Genomic DNA, 15,098 nt, shown 5'->3' with positions numbered 1-15,098 from the left:
CCATGACCGAACTGCCATGAACGACACAGCCGCCCTGCCCCCCAACGCAGTCATTGGTATTGTCGGCGGTGGGCAGCTTGGCCGCATGTCGGCCATTGCCGCAGCCCAACTAGGCTACCGCACCCATATTCTGACACAGGATGCCAGCGGCCCCGCGGCTCAGGTGGCCGACGCCATAACCCTCGGCGCCTATGATGACCCTGCGGCACTGGAGGCCTTCGCCCGCGCGGTGGATGTTGTCACTTTCGAGTTCGAAAACATCAGTGCAGATGCGCTGGACCATCTCTCCCGCCATTGCCCGGTGCGTCCCTCGGGACATATCCTGCGTATCAGTCAGGATCGGCTGGCAGAAAAAACCTTCCTGTCCGAGGCGGGTATTCCCCTCGCCCCGTGGCATGCCGTGCTCAGCCGGGCAGACCTGCATGACGCGGCTAAAAGCCTCGGCCTGCCGCTCATTCTCAAAACCACCCGTAATGGCTATGACGGCAAGGGCCAGATTCGCGTGCATGACGCGGCGGAACTGGACAACGCCTTCGATACGCTGGCCCCGCACCCGCTGGTGGCCGAAGGCATGGTGGATTTCGCCAGCGAACTCAGCGTAATGGTCGCACGCGGCACGGATGGCACCATCCGCTGTTTCGATACGGTGCAGAACAAGCACTGGCAGGGTATTCTGGACCTGACGCTGGCTCCGGCCCCGGTAATGGATGCCATCGCTCAGGATGCCCAGACTCTGGCGACAAATATCGCCCAAGCCCTCGACCTAGTCGGGATCATGGGTGTGGAGATGTTTCTCTCACGCTCTGGCACATTGCTGGTCAATGAAATCGCGCCCCGCCCGCATAATTCGGGCCACTGGACGATGGATGCCTGCCCGCAGGACCAGTTTGACCTGCATATCCGCGCTGTGGCGGGCCTGCCCCTACCCCCGGCCGTGCGCCATTCCGATGCGGTGATGAAAAACCTCGTCGGGCCGGAAGACATGGCTCTGTGGCCTGATATCGTGGCGACACCGGGCCATATCCCCCATCTGTACGGTAAGGAACAGGCCCTACCCGGCCGCAAGATGGGCCATGTGAACCTGCTCTTTCCGTTCGGTAGCCTGCCCGGTGAATTCGGAATCCGTGCGGCGCTTGGGTCTCTGGCCACACGCTGCGCTGCTCCCGATCTGGCCGAGCAGGATAGCTGAGCGCTACAGCAACCCCTCCGCCTTGAGGCTGAATATCCGCCCGCCGCCAACAATCACATGGTCAATGACAGCCATGTCGAATACGGCGGCGGCGGCGATCACACGGCCCGTCATGATAATATCGGAATCGGACGGAGCCGGGTTGCCGCTGGGGTGGTTGTGCACAAGAATCAGTCCTGCAGCCTCCAGCTCCAGCCCGCGCCGCACGACCTCGCGCGGGTAAACCGGCGCATGATCACCGTGCCCTGCCCCATTAGAACATCTTCGAGCAGATAGTGCTCCTTATCCACATACAGCACGCGAATCTGCTCCACACGCTCATGCGCCATGACCGTGTGCAGATAGGCATGAAGCTGCGGCCCGCTGGTTAACAGCCGCTGGGCGCGCAAGGAGGCCTCCTGCACCCTGCGGCGCGCCTCATGCACAACCAGCAGCATGACCCTGAGCGCATCTGCCATTGCTGCCACGCCTCCCCCGCACTACCCGCCGCCGCGAACACGCCTGCCAGTGAGCCATGTGCGGCCAGCAGCCGCTGGGCCACGGCTTCGGGGCCAGCAAGCCGGGGCACTGCGAGGCTAACAAGGCGTGCGAGCAGATCCACTTCATCCGCGCCAACTGCCAGCAGCGGCTCTCTTGGCGGGAAAATTTCCGTCCCCTGCGGCCCTCCGTGCCCGAAACGGAAGAACGCGGCATCATCCAGTTCGCCTGAGGGGTTTCGCCGTGCAGGATCGGCCGATTTACGCCGGTTCACGCTTCATCCCCGTCGTAGCTGAAGCTCAGCCACTGCCCGCGCCCGACTGCCAGATGCCCATGCGCACTTAAAGCCAGCCGGGGAGCCGCCTGTCCTATGGCAACCGCCAGCGGTCTGGCCTGCGCCAGTGCCTGATCGAGCAGGGTATCGTCACGCACGAGATGCACCGTCAGCACCGCGCAGGCATGCAGCGCCACGGCCCGGCGCATAAGGGTGGCCACAGCCTCCGCAGCATCCTGAAACGGCTGCCCCGGCAAAGCTTCATCGGCCAGAAGGTTGTTATGGCTATCCAGAAACAGGGCCCGAACCTGCCCCGGCGGACTGAGTGCCAGACAGGAATTGGCGTATAAAAAAATACTGCCCCAGCTATCGAGCATCAGCCGCTCGGCTTCGGCCGCACGCGGCGTTGTAGCCGCAAGCTGCGCAACACAGCCGAACACCCCGGCACTCCGCTCAGGCGCGCCGGCTGCCCGCAAAGCTTCCGGTGGAGCCCCCAGCACAGCGGATAACGAGCCAAACTGGTTTATAAGCGCTTTGGCCAGTGGCTTGGTGTCGCGCCGTGGCACACCTGAAAACAGCAGCATTTCAATAATTTCGTAGTCAGCCAGACCGGCGGGACCATGCCGCAGTACGCGTTCGCGCATGCGCTGCCTGTGCCCCTGTGGGCCAGTGCTGTCAAAAACGCTCCCGCTCCGCCCCTGCCCCGTAAGCCTGCCACTCCGCCGTCTTTCAGCCTGTTCATCCGGCGGCCCGTTATCCATGATCCTGCTCCGATTGGCCTAATGCCCGACATCATTATATAAGGGTCTGGTGACGACATCCGAACCCCCTTCCTCACCGCTTTTTGCGTCCCTGCCCTCTGAGGGCGAGTCCTATCTTGCACGGCTCAACCCCGAGCAGCGCGCAGCCATTGAAACAACGGATGGCCCGCTGCTGGTGCTGGCCGGGGCTGGCACGGGCAAAACCCGTGTCCTGACAACCCGCTTCGCCCATATCCTGCTGACAGGCCGGGCAAAGCCGTGGCAGATTCTGGCGGTAACCTTTACCAACAAGGCCGCGCGGGAAATGCGCGAGCGCGTGGGCACCCTGCTGGGCAGCCCGGCGGAAGGGCTGTGGCTGGGCACCTTCCACGCCCTGTGCGCACGCATGCTGCGCCGCCACGCGGAAACGGCGGGCCTGACATCCAGCTTCACCATTCTGGACACGGATGACCAGTTGCGCCTGCTCAAGCAGGTCATGGAGCCATGGCGGATCGATACCAAACGCTGGCCGGCACCGGGGCTACTGGGCGTAATCCAGCGCTGGAAGGACCGGGGCCTGACACCCGCGCGCGTAACCCCGGCGGAAGACACAGATTTTGCCAACGGCCATGCCCGCGCCATTTACACGACCTATCAACAGCGCCTGATACAGCTCAACGCCTGCGATTTTGGCGATCTGATGCTGCATGTAACGGAAATCCTGCGCACCCACCCTGATATTCTGGCCCAGTATCACCGCCTGTTCCGCTATATTCTGGTGGACGAATACCAAGATACCAACACCGTCCAGTATCTGTGGCTGCGCCTGCTGGCCAAGCAGCCTGACGGTTCGGCCAATATCTGCTGCGTGGGAGATGACGACCAGTCGATCTACTCATGGCGCGGGGCCGAGGTTGAAAACATCCTGCGGTTTGAAAAGGATTTTCCCGGCGCGCAGGTAGTCAGGCTGGAGCGCAACTACCGCTCCACCCGACATATTCTGGGAACCGCCGCCGGGCTGATTGCCCATAATGCGAACGCTTGGGCAAGACCCTGCGCTCTGGCCGTGAGGATTCCGAAGGCGAGAAGGTGCGTGTCATCGGCGTATGGGATTCGGATGCCGAGGCCCGGAGCGTATGCGAACGCGCCGAATCCCTGCGCAGGCAGGGGCACTCACTGGCGGAAATGGCCATTCTGGTGCGCGCCGGTTTCCAGACCCGCGCTTTTGAAGAACGTCTGGTACAGACCGGCCTGCCCTACCGTATTGTTGGCGGTGTGCGTTTTTATGAGCGGGCCGAAATACGCGATACCCTCGCCTATCTGCGCGTGCTCAATCAGCCTGCGGATGATCTGGCGTTTGAGAGAATCGTCAACACGCCCAAACGGGGTGTAGGCCCTGCGGCGTTGCAGAAACTGCATGCCAGCGCACGCGAGCACAACCAACCCCTGACCGCCGCCGCACGTATTCTAACCGAAAACGGCACGCTCAAAGGCAAGCTGGGAGAGCAGGTCAGCACCCTGCTGGCCACGCTGGAAGCCACGCGCGAGCTGCTTGCGCGTGAAGGCCATGTTGTCGCCACCGAACACCTGCTGGAAGAAAGCGGCTATCTGGACATGTGGCGGCAGGACCGCTCGCCCGAGGCACCCGGCCGCCTGGAAAACCTCAAGGAACTGGTGCGCGCACTAGCCGATTTCCCGACACTGGGGGATTTTCTCGAACATGTAGCCCTTGTCATGGAACAGGATGAAAACGCGCAGGAAGCGCGCCTGTCCATCATGACCCTGCACGGCGCCAAAGGCTGGAATTCGATATCGTGTTCCTGCCCGGCTGGGAGGAAGGCGTGTTTCCCTCGCAGCGCACGCTGGATGAAGGCGGGCTGAAAGGGCTGGAAGAAGAACGCCGCCTTGCCTATGTCGGCATTACGCGCGCGCGCAAGCTGGCCCTTATCTACCACGCAGGCAGCCGCCGGATCTACGCGAACTGGCAGCCTTCCATGCCCAGCCGCTTTCTGGATGAACTGCCCGATGAGCACATTACCCGCAAGAACGAGGGCGGCACGCGCCAGCACGGCCTGCGCAGCACCGAATCCCTTTTTGCCGCCGGGCCGCTCAACGCCACACCCGGCCTGTCCTCGCCACGCAGAACACCCGCCCCCCGGCCTGCAGCCACGGCCCCCGCCTTCTCGCTGGGCCAGCAGGTGCGCCACCCCCGCTTTGGGGAAGGCACCGTCATTGCCGTTGACCGACACCATGTTGAGGTCGTGTTCGAAGGCGTTGGCACCAAACGACTTCTTTCCTCCTTTATCGAGAAACTCTAATGGCCCCCACCACCCGCCGCCACGCCACCAGTCTGGAAACGATTGCTGTCACCGTACCCGAAGCCGCTGTGCCGTTTTTTGAAAACGCCATTGGCAGTGTGTGCACCACGGTCGGTATTTTCGAGGCCAACCCGGAAGGCACGCTCTGGCGGGTTGAAGGCGTGCGCGACCATGGCCACCGCGATGATGAACTGACCACCGCCCTGCTTCTGGCGCAGCTCGCCAGCGGCGAAAATGCTGAGCTTGAGCGTAGCCCCACCGAGGCAGAAGGCTGGCTAGCCCGCACGTATGAAGCTTTTCCCGAGCAGGCAGTCGGTCGCCGTTTCGTCATTCGTGGCACGCACCTGCCGGAACAGGCCGATAGCACACGCATTGCCCTGACCCTGGATGCCGGAGTGGCGTTCGGTTCGGGCGAGCACGGCTCCACCCGTGGGTGCCTGCGTGCGCTGGAACGGATCGCCCACCGTGCGCCCCGGCGCATTCTTGATCTGGGCTGCGGCACCGGCATTCTGGCCATGGCAGCCGCAGCCCTGCTGCACAGGCCGGTTCTGGCTGTGGATATCGAGCCGTGGTCGGTGCGGGTTTCAGCCCATAACGCCCAGCGTAATCAGCTCAGCCGCCTGCTCACCTGCCGACTGGGCAATGGCTGGAACACGCCTGCCATCCGCCGTGCGGCTCCGTATGATCTGGTGTTTGCCAATATTCTGGCCCGCCCGCTCTGCCTTATGGCCAAAGACCTTGCGCGCAACCTGAGCCCCGGCGGCACTGTCATTCTGGCAGGACTTTTGCGCACGCAAATCCGCATGGTGCTGTCTGCCCACAGGCGGCAGGGGCTGGTGCTTGAACAGGTTCTGACCGAAGGCGACTGGGCAACGCTCGTGCTCCGCAAGCCCAACCGCCCGACACTTCGCGCCAAAGGACAATAAGCATGGCTCCTGCCCATCCTTTTCCCCACCGCCTTGCCGCCCTGCGCGCAGCGCTGACAGAAAACGGACTGGATGGGCTTCTGGTCCCCCATAGCGATGAATATCTGGGGGAATACACCCCGGCCTGCGCCGAGCGTCTGGCCTGGCTGACCGGCTTTACCGGCAGTGCGGGAAGCGCGGTGGTGCTGGCCACCAAAGCCGCTGTTTTTTCCGATGGCCGCTACACAACCCAGATGGCGCAGGAGGTTGATTCAGCACTCTGGACATGCCTGCACAGCCTGAACACGCCGCCTGCCACATGGCTGGCCACCACCGCAACGCCGGGCAGCCGGATCGGTTATGACCCACGGGTGATGAGCCAGTCGGCCCTCAGGCCGTTCCTGTCCATACCGGACATCACGCTGGTACCAACCGACCACAACCTTATCGACAGCCTGTGGGCCGACCGCCCCACCCTGCCCACGGCCCCAGCCTTTATCCACCCGCTAGACTATGCGGGCGAGGCATCCGCCACCAAGCGGGCCAACATTGCAACTGAACTGAAAACGCTCGGGCAGAGCGCCGCCATCCTGAGCGACAGCGCCTCCATTGCGTGGCTGCTCAACATCCGTGGTGCGGATATTCCCTGTACCCCGGTCGTGCTGGCCTTTGCCATGGTCCATGCCGATGCCACGGTCGATCTGTTTGTCTCTCAAGCCAAAATACCCGCAGATGTAAAAACATGGCTCGGGCCGGATATCCGCCTGCATGAGCCAGAACACATGCAGGCAGTACTGAGCCGCATGAGCGGTGCGCGCATCGGCGTGGACCCGGCCTCTAATGCAGTCTGGTTCACGCAGGTTCTTGAAAATGCCGGGGCCACCGTGTGCCCCACGCCAGACCCGTGCCTGCTGCCAAAAGCCCGCAAGAACGCTACCGAGCAGGCTGGTATGCGCGCGGCCCATCTGCGCGACGGCGTGGCCGTATGCCGCTTCTTGCACTGGCTCGACACGCAGGGACAGGGCTGCACGGAGCTTGAAGCCGCCGACCGACTGGAGGCCTTCCGGGCTGAGCATGCGCTTTACCGGGGCGCATCTTTTCCCACCATTTCCGGCTCCGGCCCTAACGGAGCCATTATCCACTACCGGGTAACCACGCAGAGTGATCGCAGGCTGGGCGAAAACGAAGTCTATCTGTGCGATAGCGGCGGCCAGTATCCTGATGGCACTACCGACATTACCCGCACAATCTGGACCGGGCCGGGCACACCGCCCGATGCCCTGCGCGCCACGTTTACCCGTGTGCTCAAAGGCAACCTGACACTGGGCCATGCGCGTTTTCCCGCTGGCACCACCGGCACGGCGCTGGATGCGCTGGCCCGCTACGCTCTGTGGCAGGACGGGCTGGAATACGACCACGGCACTGGGCATGGAGTCGGCTCTTTCCTGTCCGTGCATGAAGGGCCTGCGCGGATTGCCAAGCGCCTTCCGCCATTGCGCTGGAAGCGGGCATGGTTCTGTCGAACGAGCCGGGCTTTTACCTGCCGGGTGCGTATGGAATCCGTCTTGAAACACTGGTTCTGGTACACCCCGCACAACGGGTACAGACCGAACGTGTCTTTTTGGAATTTGAAACACTGACGCTGGCGCCCTTTGACACGCGCCTGATCGACCCTGCCTGCTGGGTGCGGAAGATACGTCACGACTGAATGCCTATCATGCGCAAATTCTGGGGCAGATCGCACCATTTCTGCCTCAGGACGCGCAAAACTGGCTGGAAAACGCCTGTGCGCCTCTCAACTGCCCGTGAAGACGAAACCCGGCGCGGATTGTCACGCAAATGGGAATCGCCTGACCGGCGAAAGAGGCGCAGAACAGGCAGCGAAGTGAAAGGGAGCTTCTCAGAATGACAGCAGACAGCAAGACCATTCCCGCCACTCTTATCGCTGGCGATGGAATTGGCCCTGAAATTGTTGAATCGGTAATCGAGATTCTGGATGCGGTTAACGCCCCATTCGCATGGGATCCCCAACTGGCCGGCATGGCTGGCGTTGACGCCGTAAACGATCCTCTGCCCAAGCAGACAATCGAAAGCATCCGCCGCACCGGCCTCGCCCTGAAAGGCCCGCTGACCACGCCGGTCGGGGGTGGTTTCAAGTCCATCAACGTGACGCTGCGTCAGGAATTCGGGCTATTTGCCAACCTGCGCCCCACCAAGACCATCGTGCCCGGCGGCAAGTTCGAAGATATCGATCTTGTGCTCTTCCGCGAGAACCTTGAAGGGTACTACGCGGCGATGGAACACTACATTCCGGTGGGTGAAGACCCCAAGGGCATCGCCCTCAGCTCGGGCTTTACCTCCCGCGCGGAATGCCGCCGTATCGTCAAATATGCTTTTGAATACGCCGTGCAGAACAACCGCAAGACGGTTACCATCGTGCACAAGGCAAACATCCTCAAGCTGCTGACCGGGCTGTTCCTTGAAGAAGGCCGCAAGGTGGCCGAAGAATACAAGGGCCGCATCGAGTTCAACGAACGGATTGTCGATGCCTGCGCCATGCAGCTTGTCATCAACCCGTGGCAGTTTGACGTGATCGTCACCACCAACCTGTTCGGCGATATCCTGTCCGACCTCACGGCGGGTCTGGTCGGCGGTCTGGGTATGGCACCGGGTGCGAATATCGGTGAAAAGGCTGCTGTCTTTGAAGCCGTGCACGGCTCTGCCCCCGATATCGCAGGCAAGGGCGTTGCCAACCCGCTGGCCCTGCTGCTGGCCGCCGTGATGATGCTGCGCCATGTCGCCGCGGCGATCTGGCAGACCGGATCGACAGTGCCATTGCCAATGTCATCACCAAAGGTTCCGTGCGCACGCGTGATCTGGGTGGCAAGGCTGGCACCAAGGAACTGACGGCTGCTCTCAAGCAAGCGCTGGTCTGATAGCACTTTTGCTTTCCCGCCGTGGCAACAGGGCAGGAAACAGAAAAGGGAGCCTTTCGGCTCCCTTTTTTTATGCCCAAACGGCCATGGGCCTTAGCCCACGCCAATACCAATCTGCTTGATGTCATGAAAGCGGATATCGGGGTTCTGTTCTTCCGTACGCCGCATCATGAACGAAGACGTGGCAAGAAACACCGGATCGTCATCCAGATCATCCGCCATGGCAGCACGGTTGGCCCCGGCAAAGGCTTCGATTTTATCGCGCGGGCCGGTAATCCAGCGCGCGAGCGAATAAGGCGTTGAGTCAAAGCCAATACCAACGCCGTATTCCGCCTTCAGCCGCGCCTGTAGCACGTCAAGCTGGAGGGTACCCACCACCCCCACAATCGGCGGCGCGCCATCCTGCGGTCGGAAAAGCTGTACCACGCCTTCTTCCGCAAGCTGCACCAGAGCCTGCTTGAGCTTCTTGGCCTTCATTGCGTCATCAAGCGAACGCGACGCAGGATTTCAGGCGCAAAATGCGGCACGCCGGTAAACTGGATGTCTTCACCCTCGGTCAGCGTATCGCCAATGCGCAGCGTGCCGTGGTTGGGAATACCCACCACATCGCCCGCAAAAGCTTCTTCTGCCAGATGCCGGTCCTGGGCGAAAAAGAACTGCGGCGTATGCACAGCAAAGCTCTTGCCCGTACGGGTATGCTTGAGCTTCATGCCCCGCGTCAGACGGCCCGAGCAGACACGCGCAAAGGCAATACGGTCGCGGTGGTTGGGGTCCATATTCGCCTGAATTTTGAACACCAACGCCGTCATGCCGGTTTCATCCGCCGTAACGGTACGGCTTTCGGCTGCCTGCGCACGAGGGGAAGGCCCAAAGGCCACCAGCGCATCCAGCAGGTCCGTGACCCCTATTTCCTTGATCGCACTCCCAAAGAACACAGGGGTAAGGTGCCCCGCATCAAAGGATTCGCGCTCGAAAGGCGGCAGGGCGGCACGGGCCAGTTCCAGTTCCTCTTCCAGTTGTGTCAGGCGCGGGTCGTCCTGCGGCAGAGGCGTTGGGGTGTGCAATGTATCGTTCAGCAGATCATACGTGCCTGCGAAATTTGCCGCACGGCCAACCGGCCATGTCGCGGGCGATGTATCGAGCGCCAGTGACGAGGCAATTTCATCAAGCAGCGCAAAGGGATCCTGCGCTTCACGGTCCATCTTGTTGATGAATGTGACAATGGGAATATCGCGCAGGCGGCAGATTTCGAACAGCTTGCGTGTCCGATCCTCGATCCCCTTGGCGGCGTCGATCACCATCACGGCGGAATCCACGGCTGTCAGGGTGCGGTAGGTATCTTCCGAGAAGTCTTCGTGTCCGGGCGTATCGAGCAGATTGAACACGCAGCCGCCGTAATCGAACGTCATGACCGAGCTGACAACCGAAATGCCGCGATCCCGCTCGATTGCCATCCAGTCAGACCGTGTCCGGCGGCGCTCGCCCTTGGCGCGCACATTACCCGCAAGCTGAATGGCCCCACCTGCACGCAGGATACGCTCGGTCAGCGTCGTTTTACCGGCGTCAGGATGGGAGATAATGGCAAAGGTGCGCCGACGGGCAATTTCCCTGCCCAGTTCGGCCATGGCGGGATCAGACATGCGAAAACCAGTTCCAAGACGGTGCGCGCAATAAAGGCTGGCACCGGTAAAAACGGCAAACGCCGGGTGGAGAGCAGGCCCTCCACCCGGCGTAGCACAAACCGAATCTGTACGCCCGGATTAGCGGGAGTAGAATTCGACCACCAGATTGGGTTCCATCTGCACCGGGTACGGCACATCGGAAAGCTGCGGGCCACGCAGGAACGTGCCCTTCATCTGGCGATGATCGACTTCCATGTATTCCGGCACGTCGCGCTCGGCGGACTGAGCGGCATCCAGAACGATGGCAAGCTGCTTGGACTTTTCACGCACTTCGATCACATCACCATCCTGCACGAGGTAGGAGGGGATGTTCATCTTGCGGCCGTTGACCGTAACATGGCCATGGCTGACGAACTGACGTGCTGCGAACGGCGTGATCGCGAACTTCATACGGTAGATCACCGCATCCAGACGGCGTTCCAGCAGATTGATCAGGTTTTCAGACGTATCGCCCTTGCGACGCACGGCTTCCTGATAATAGCGGCGGAACTGCTTTTCCGTGATGTTGCCGTAGTAGCCCTTGAGCTTCTGCTTGGCCATCAGCTGCACGGAGAAGTCGGAGGGCTTGCCCTTGCGGCGCTGGCCATGCTGGCCGGGGCCGTATTCACGACGGTTAACCGGGGACTTTGCACGGCCCCACAGGTTGACGCCGAGGCGACGATTGATTTTGTACTTGCTCTCGAGGCGCTTGCTCATAGTGCGCTCTTACTCTCAACAGGCGGGCGGCGGCCTTGCGGTTGCCTGTCCCGTCATTACACCGGTAGTCTCCGTCCACCGCGGACTGGAGCGGGCGCGAAACGCATTACCAGCCGTAGCGTGCTGGCCGTTTCGTCCTCATTCCCGGCAATGGTCGCAGCCTTTACGGAAACTGCCGCGTTCTGTCAAGAAACCGACACACTCCCGATGGAGAGGCATGCAGGAACAGGGCTGTGCATTTTTCCCTTTCTCCTTACCCCAACACCATATTATGCCCAAAGGGGCATGGCCGGATACCGCATGCCGCTGCCATCATTCCGGCCAAGATCAGGCCACCGACCGTATTCAAGGAAAATATTTCATGCCGTTTGCACGCAAATGGGGCCTGTTCGTAGGTATAGGCGCCCTGCTGATCGCTCTGGGCTTTGTCTCCTGTGTGGAGCTGTCGCCGTAACGCTGGCCAGCACTATCTTTATTGGCGCCCTGCTGATTTTCGCAGGGATCATGCAAGGCGCGCACGCTGTGGCCGTGCGGGACTGGGGCGGCTTTCTGCTGGCTCTGCTCTGCGGTGCGCTTTACGTTATCGCCGGGGGTATCCTGATTGCCGAGCCCGTTTCCGGCTCTGCGGCCATAACCCTGTTTGCGGCGGCCTGCTTTATGGTGGTGGGCATCAGCCGCGCTATCATCGCCCTCCGGCACCGTGCGCTGCCGGGCTGGGGCGTGATCCTGTTCAGCGGGCTTATCAGCTTTGTTGTGGGGCTGTGCCTGTATCTGACCCTGCCCTGGTCGGGCCTGTGGCTGATCGGCACGTTCGTGGCCGTGGAACTGATTGTCAGTGGCGTAAGCTGGGTGCAGTTTGGCCTCGCCCTGCGCGCCACACAGTCATAACGCCTCTCTAAGCCACAACATGGCAGCCGGAAGCAGCCCTGTGCTTACAGGGCCTCGCCTCCGGTTGCCGGTGCGTCCAGCAGGGGCGGTGTAGGGTTACCCTCGATAGCCAATGGCGCGGGGTCTTCCTTCGGCTCAGACGGCGTACCATTCAGGCCCGGCTTGCGGCGTGGCAGCAGGCTGAGGGGGCGCTCCCCCGTTTCGCGCTTGCGCAGGTTGGCCTGAATATTCTCCAGCACCACCGGATAATCCTCCACCAGCCGCCGAAAGCGTGAGGCACGGATTGCCATAAGGTGGCCGAACTGCACGGCCCTGACGGTGCCTGCACAGCGCCAGCGCTTGAGCGCCTCCTGTGCGCCAATCAGATCGCCCGCACCAAAATGCATGTCTTCACCCACCACATGCGCTTCCGCCAGACCGGCACTGATGAAATAGACATATTTCACCTTGCGGCCCTTACGGCAGATCACTTCCTGCGGGGTAACAAAGCGCAGGGAGGTGGTGGTTGCCAGATCATGCAGCTCTGCCCCTGACAGCCCCTTGAAGATGGTGGCGTTTTTGATGCGCTCCTCAATCCCGCTACGCAGGTCGAAGCTCAGGCGCTTGTCCAGCCGGTGGCGACGGCGTTCGACTTCCTTGATCAGTTCCCGGCTGAGTTCTTCGCTCACCAGAGATTCCGACAAGAGGGCATCATATTCCTCGCCCTCAAGGCGTAGGACAATCTGGCGGAAAATGCGGTTTTCCAGCGCTTCGGCATAGCCATGGTAATGCAGGCGCATGGTTTCCAGCGCCTCATCCAGCAACTTGCGCTGGCGCGACAGCACCTCGGCCACGATCTCGCCAATACGGCTGCCCAGCGTGGGCTCCAGCCGCACACGCATGAAGCGAGTGAGCGAGATGGAAACAAAATGCGCAACCATGAGCATTTCAAACCGTTCGGCCATGCTCAGCATCAGCGGCCGGTCGAGTTTGAGATAGTTATGGATCGCCTGCGCCATTTTGAAACGCAGCGTGGGGCTAAGCCTGCGGCGGATAGCCCGCACGTAACCCAGACGCCCTTCCAACCGCGCACCATCAACCGCTGCCTCGGCCGAGCGCAGCAGGTTTTCCATCACCCGGCGCGAAAGCCCTTTCATGCGGAACAGATCGAGCAGCAAGGAGCGCTCCTGACTGGCGATGGTAATCAGCGCCAGATTGATGCGCTGCGTATCAGACAGGGCGTTGTCGAACTCGTTAACCGCCTGCTCCTCTTCCGAGCGGCGGGCCACCTGTTCCAACACGGAGCGAGTGGCATCGGCGGAAAAGCCAAGCTCATCGCCCAGCGCTTTAGCCCGTCTCTGCACATTGCCAAGCCCGATCCCCAGAACCTGATGGCGCATGGCCTCATCAATGGGAGAAAGCTGGTCGAGCTTGAGAAACAGCACGAGCGAGCGCAGCGTGGTGCCGTTGACCAGCAGCGTAATCAGCACGAAGCCAGTGGCGATAATCCCTATAAAATGAGCCGTAGGTGTGGCTACGTGGTCGTTTTCCGTCACGGCCAGCGCCAGTGCCAGCGTAATGGCGCCGCGCAGCCCGCCCCACACCATGGTAACCTTGAAAGGTGTGGGAACGGGGGGCGACAGGCGGCTCCAGGCCAGAAGCGGCAACATACCAAACACCACAGCGGCACGCGCGGCCATGCCCGCCACACTGGCAATAAGGATCAGCACCCAGTCCCAGCGGTTCATGCCCACCAGCAGATGCGGCACCAGCATGGAGGCCAGCACGAACACCAACGACCCCGCCCAGAACACAAGCTGTTGCCAGAGCTGGTTAAGGAATAGCCATGTCTGTGGCCGGATGGTCGAAGGCCCGTAAACCGAAACCGTCAGCCCGGCGGCAGCTGTCGCCACCACACCGGATACGGACAGGAATTCGTCCGAAACGATATAGGCTACGTAAGGCAGCGCCACCGTAAGCGTAATTTCGGCGGCGGAACTGCCGATAGCCGACATCATGGCCAGTGTCAGCCGCCCCAGTACCATCCCGACAATGACCGCACCGCCAAAGGAGATGAAGAACGAGATCACCGCCTCACCGGGGTGGATGGCCTTATGCAGCGTGACCGAGGGCAGCAGGATGGAAAAGATCGAAATAGCCGCTGCATCGTTCAGCAGCGCCTCGCCCTCCACCAGCCGGGTCAGGCGCGTGGCGGCCCCGATATCACGGAAGATCCCTGCCACGGCTGAAGGGTCTGTCGTAGCCACGATGGAACCAAGCAGCAGACACACCACAAGCGGCATCTGCGCAAACGGGTGCAGGGCAAAACCGATCATGCGGTGGACAGCACCACCGCCACCACGGCCAGCAGCAGAACCGTGGCCGCTTCATGCGCAAGACGCCGCACGTCAATGGCCAACGCCCCCTGAAACACCAGAACGGGCAGGAAGATCAGCAGAAACGCTTCGCTGTTAATGGGAAAATCAAGCAGGGTTTCGGCAATGCCACTCAGGGCCGAGGCATGGGAGGAACGCAGCGCAAAATCTGCCACAGAACCGATAATGATCCCGACAATGGCGAGCAGAACGGTTTCGGACAGCTCCAGCTTGCGGGCCAGAGGCTGCACCGCGCTCACGACAACCAGCAACAGTGCAATAACCAGCAGCGCTGCTGCCAGACCCGTTAACGCCATACCCGTCCACTCCCCCGTTCCAGACACGCCCGCCAGTCGATTTTACTTAATAGACAGAACGGTAAGGCAAAGACATGGCAACTCACGCAGCCAGTGACCGTGTGGTCTTCTAGCAGACGGCTTGCTGCCACACCATCGAAGAACACGCACACGAGGCAGACTGGCGGGGCAGCCCCTCTCGGCAACGTGACTACAAACAGACCTGCCGGGGCTGCATCGCGCGCCCTGCTGTTCCCATGTTCATACAGGAACGCTTACGCATCCGCCACCGCACGCGCCCTGTTATGGACGCCCGGCACCACGCGCCCGGAGAGACACGCAG

General features: G+C 61.5%; 7 protein-coding genes and 6 pseudogenes. 7 read left to right on the top strand and 6 right to left on the bottom strand.

Translation table 11 applies throughout. From position 1 onward, the window contains the following. Positions 1 to 16 precede the first annotated feature (16 nt). Entirely contained in the window at positions 17 to 1,189 is a 1,173-nt protein-coding gene (locus JCM25143_RS06160) for a 5-(carboxyamino)imidazole ribonucleotide synthase (RefSeq protein ID WP_025860390.1), read from the top strand. 3 nt (positions 1,190 to 1,192) lie between these two features. Here the strand turns inward: JCM25143_RS06160 and JCM25143_RS21365 are convergent, their stop codons facing one another. Both JCM25143_RS21365 and JCM25143_RS20695 read right to left on the bottom strand, forming a co-directional pair. After that, positions 1,193 to 1,396, bottom strand: coding sequence for a JAB domain-containing protein (locus tag JCM25143_RS21365; protein WP_081773491.1), 204 nt, complete (start codon positions 1,394 to 1,396; stop codon positions 1,193 to 1,195). Next, the gene (locus tag JCM25143_RS20695; RefSeq protein ID WP_025860389.1) at positions 1,360 to 1,656 is read right to left on the bottom strand and encodes a JAB domain-containing protein; all 297 of its coding nucleotides are present in this window, start codon (positions 1,654 to 1,656) and stop codon (positions 1,360 to 1,362) included. The genes JCM25143_RS21365 and JCM25143_RS20695 overlap by 37 nt, the downstream gene beginning before the upstream one ends. 47 nt (positions 1,657 to 1,703) lie before the next feature. Here JCM25143_RS20695 and JCM25143_RS20690 point away from each other — a divergent pair, with 47 nt between their 5' ends. Next, the gene (locus JCM25143_RS20690) at positions 1,704 to 1,898 is read left to right on the top strand and encodes a hypothetical protein (protein ID WP_025860388.1); all 195 of its coding nucleotides are present in this window, start codon (positions 1,704 to 1,706) and stop codon (positions 1,896 to 1,898) included. A gap of 38 nt (positions 1,899 to 1,936) precedes the next feature. On the opposite strand, the gene JCM25143_RS06140 is transcribed toward JCM25143_RS20690, so the two are convergent. After that, positions 1,937 to 2,701, bottom strand: coding sequence for a JAB domain-containing protein (locus JCM25143_RS06140; RefSeq protein WP_025860387.1), 765 nt, complete (start codon positions 2,699 to 2,701; stop codon positions 1,937 to 1,939). Positions 2,702 to 2,747: 46 nt separating this feature from the next. Between JCM25143_RS06140 and JCM25143_RS17385 the strand changes: the two are divergent. The 4 genes and pseudogenes from JCM25143_RS17385 (at position 2,748) to JCM25143_RS17375 (ending at position 8,839) form a co-directional block, all read left to right on the top strand. Next, a pseudogene (locus tag JCM25143_RS17385) lies at positions 2,748 to 4,998 on the top strand (ATP-dependent helicase). Next, entirely contained in the window at positions 4,998 to 5,924 is a 927-nt protein-coding gene (locus JCM25143_RS06130; protein WP_025860386.1) for a 50S ribosomal protein L11 methyltransferase, read from the top strand. Before JCM25143_RS17385 ends, JCM25143_RS06130 begins: the two are co-directional and overlap by 1 nt. A 2-nt stretch (positions 5,925 to 5,926) precedes the next feature. After that, positions 5,927 to 7,712, top strand: a pseudogene (locus JCM25143_RS17380) (aminopeptidase P family protein). A 96-nt stretch (positions 7,713 to 7,808) separates the two neighbouring features. Next, a pseudogene (locus JCM25143_RS17375) lies at positions 7,809 to 8,839 on the top strand (isocitrate/isopropylmalate dehydrogenase family protein). Between the two features lie 93 nt (positions 8,840 to 8,932). Here the strand turns inward: JCM25143_RS17375 and JCM25143_RS17370 are convergent. Beyond that, positions 8,933 to 10,479, bottom strand: a pseudogene (locus JCM25143_RS17370) (peptide chain release factor 3). A gap of 120 nt (positions 10,480 to 10,599) precedes the next feature. Continuing rightward, complete coding sequence (gene rpsD / locus JCM25143_RS06110; protein ID WP_025860385.1) at positions 10,600 to 11,217, bottom strand: 30S ribosomal protein S4; 618 nt, start codon at positions 11,215 to 11,217, stop codon at positions 10,600 to 10,602. 361 nt (positions 11,218 to 11,578) lie between these two features. Between rpsD and JCM25143_RS17365 the strand changes: the two are divergent. Then, a pseudogene (locus tag JCM25143_RS17365) lies at positions 11,579 to 12,105 on the top strand (HdeD family acid-resistance protein). Positions 12,106 to 12,149: 44 nt separating this feature from the next. Here the strand turns inward: JCM25143_RS17365 and JCM25143_RS17360 are convergent. Beyond that, positions 12,150 to 14,776: pseudogene (locus tag JCM25143_RS17360) on the bottom strand (cation:proton antiporter). Positions 14,777 to 15,098: the final 322 nt, after the last annotated feature.

This window comes from Acetobacter papayae JCM 25143, from assembly GCF_000613285.1.
Classification (GTDB): domain Bacteria; phylum Pseudomonadota; class Alphaproteobacteria; order Acetobacterales; family Acetobacteraceae; genus Acetobacter; species Acetobacter papayae.
This window is presented reverse-complemented; position numbering and strand designations above follow the sequence as displayed.

Coding starts and splice junctions, on each gene's coding strand:
- JCM25143_RS20690 (WP_025860388.1), top strand. CDS start 1,704: ATGTGCGGCCAGCAGCCGCTGGGCCACGGCTTCGGGGCCAGCAAGCCG.
- JCM25143_RS06130 (WP_025860386.1), top strand. CDS start 4,998: ATGGCCCCCACCACCCGCCGCCACGCCACCAGTCTGGAAACGATTGCT.
- JCM25143_RS06160 (WP_025860390.1), top strand. CDS start 17: ATGAACGACACAGCCGCCCTGCCCCCCAACGCAGTCATTGGTATTGTC.
- JCM25143_RS06140 (WP_025860387.1), bottom strand. CDS start 2,701: ATGGATAACGGGCCGCCGGATGAACAGGCTGAAAGACGGCGGAGTGGC.
- rpsD (WP_025860385.1), bottom strand. CDS start 11,217: ATGAGCAAGCGCCTCGAGAGCAAGTACAAAATCAATCGTCGCCTCGGC.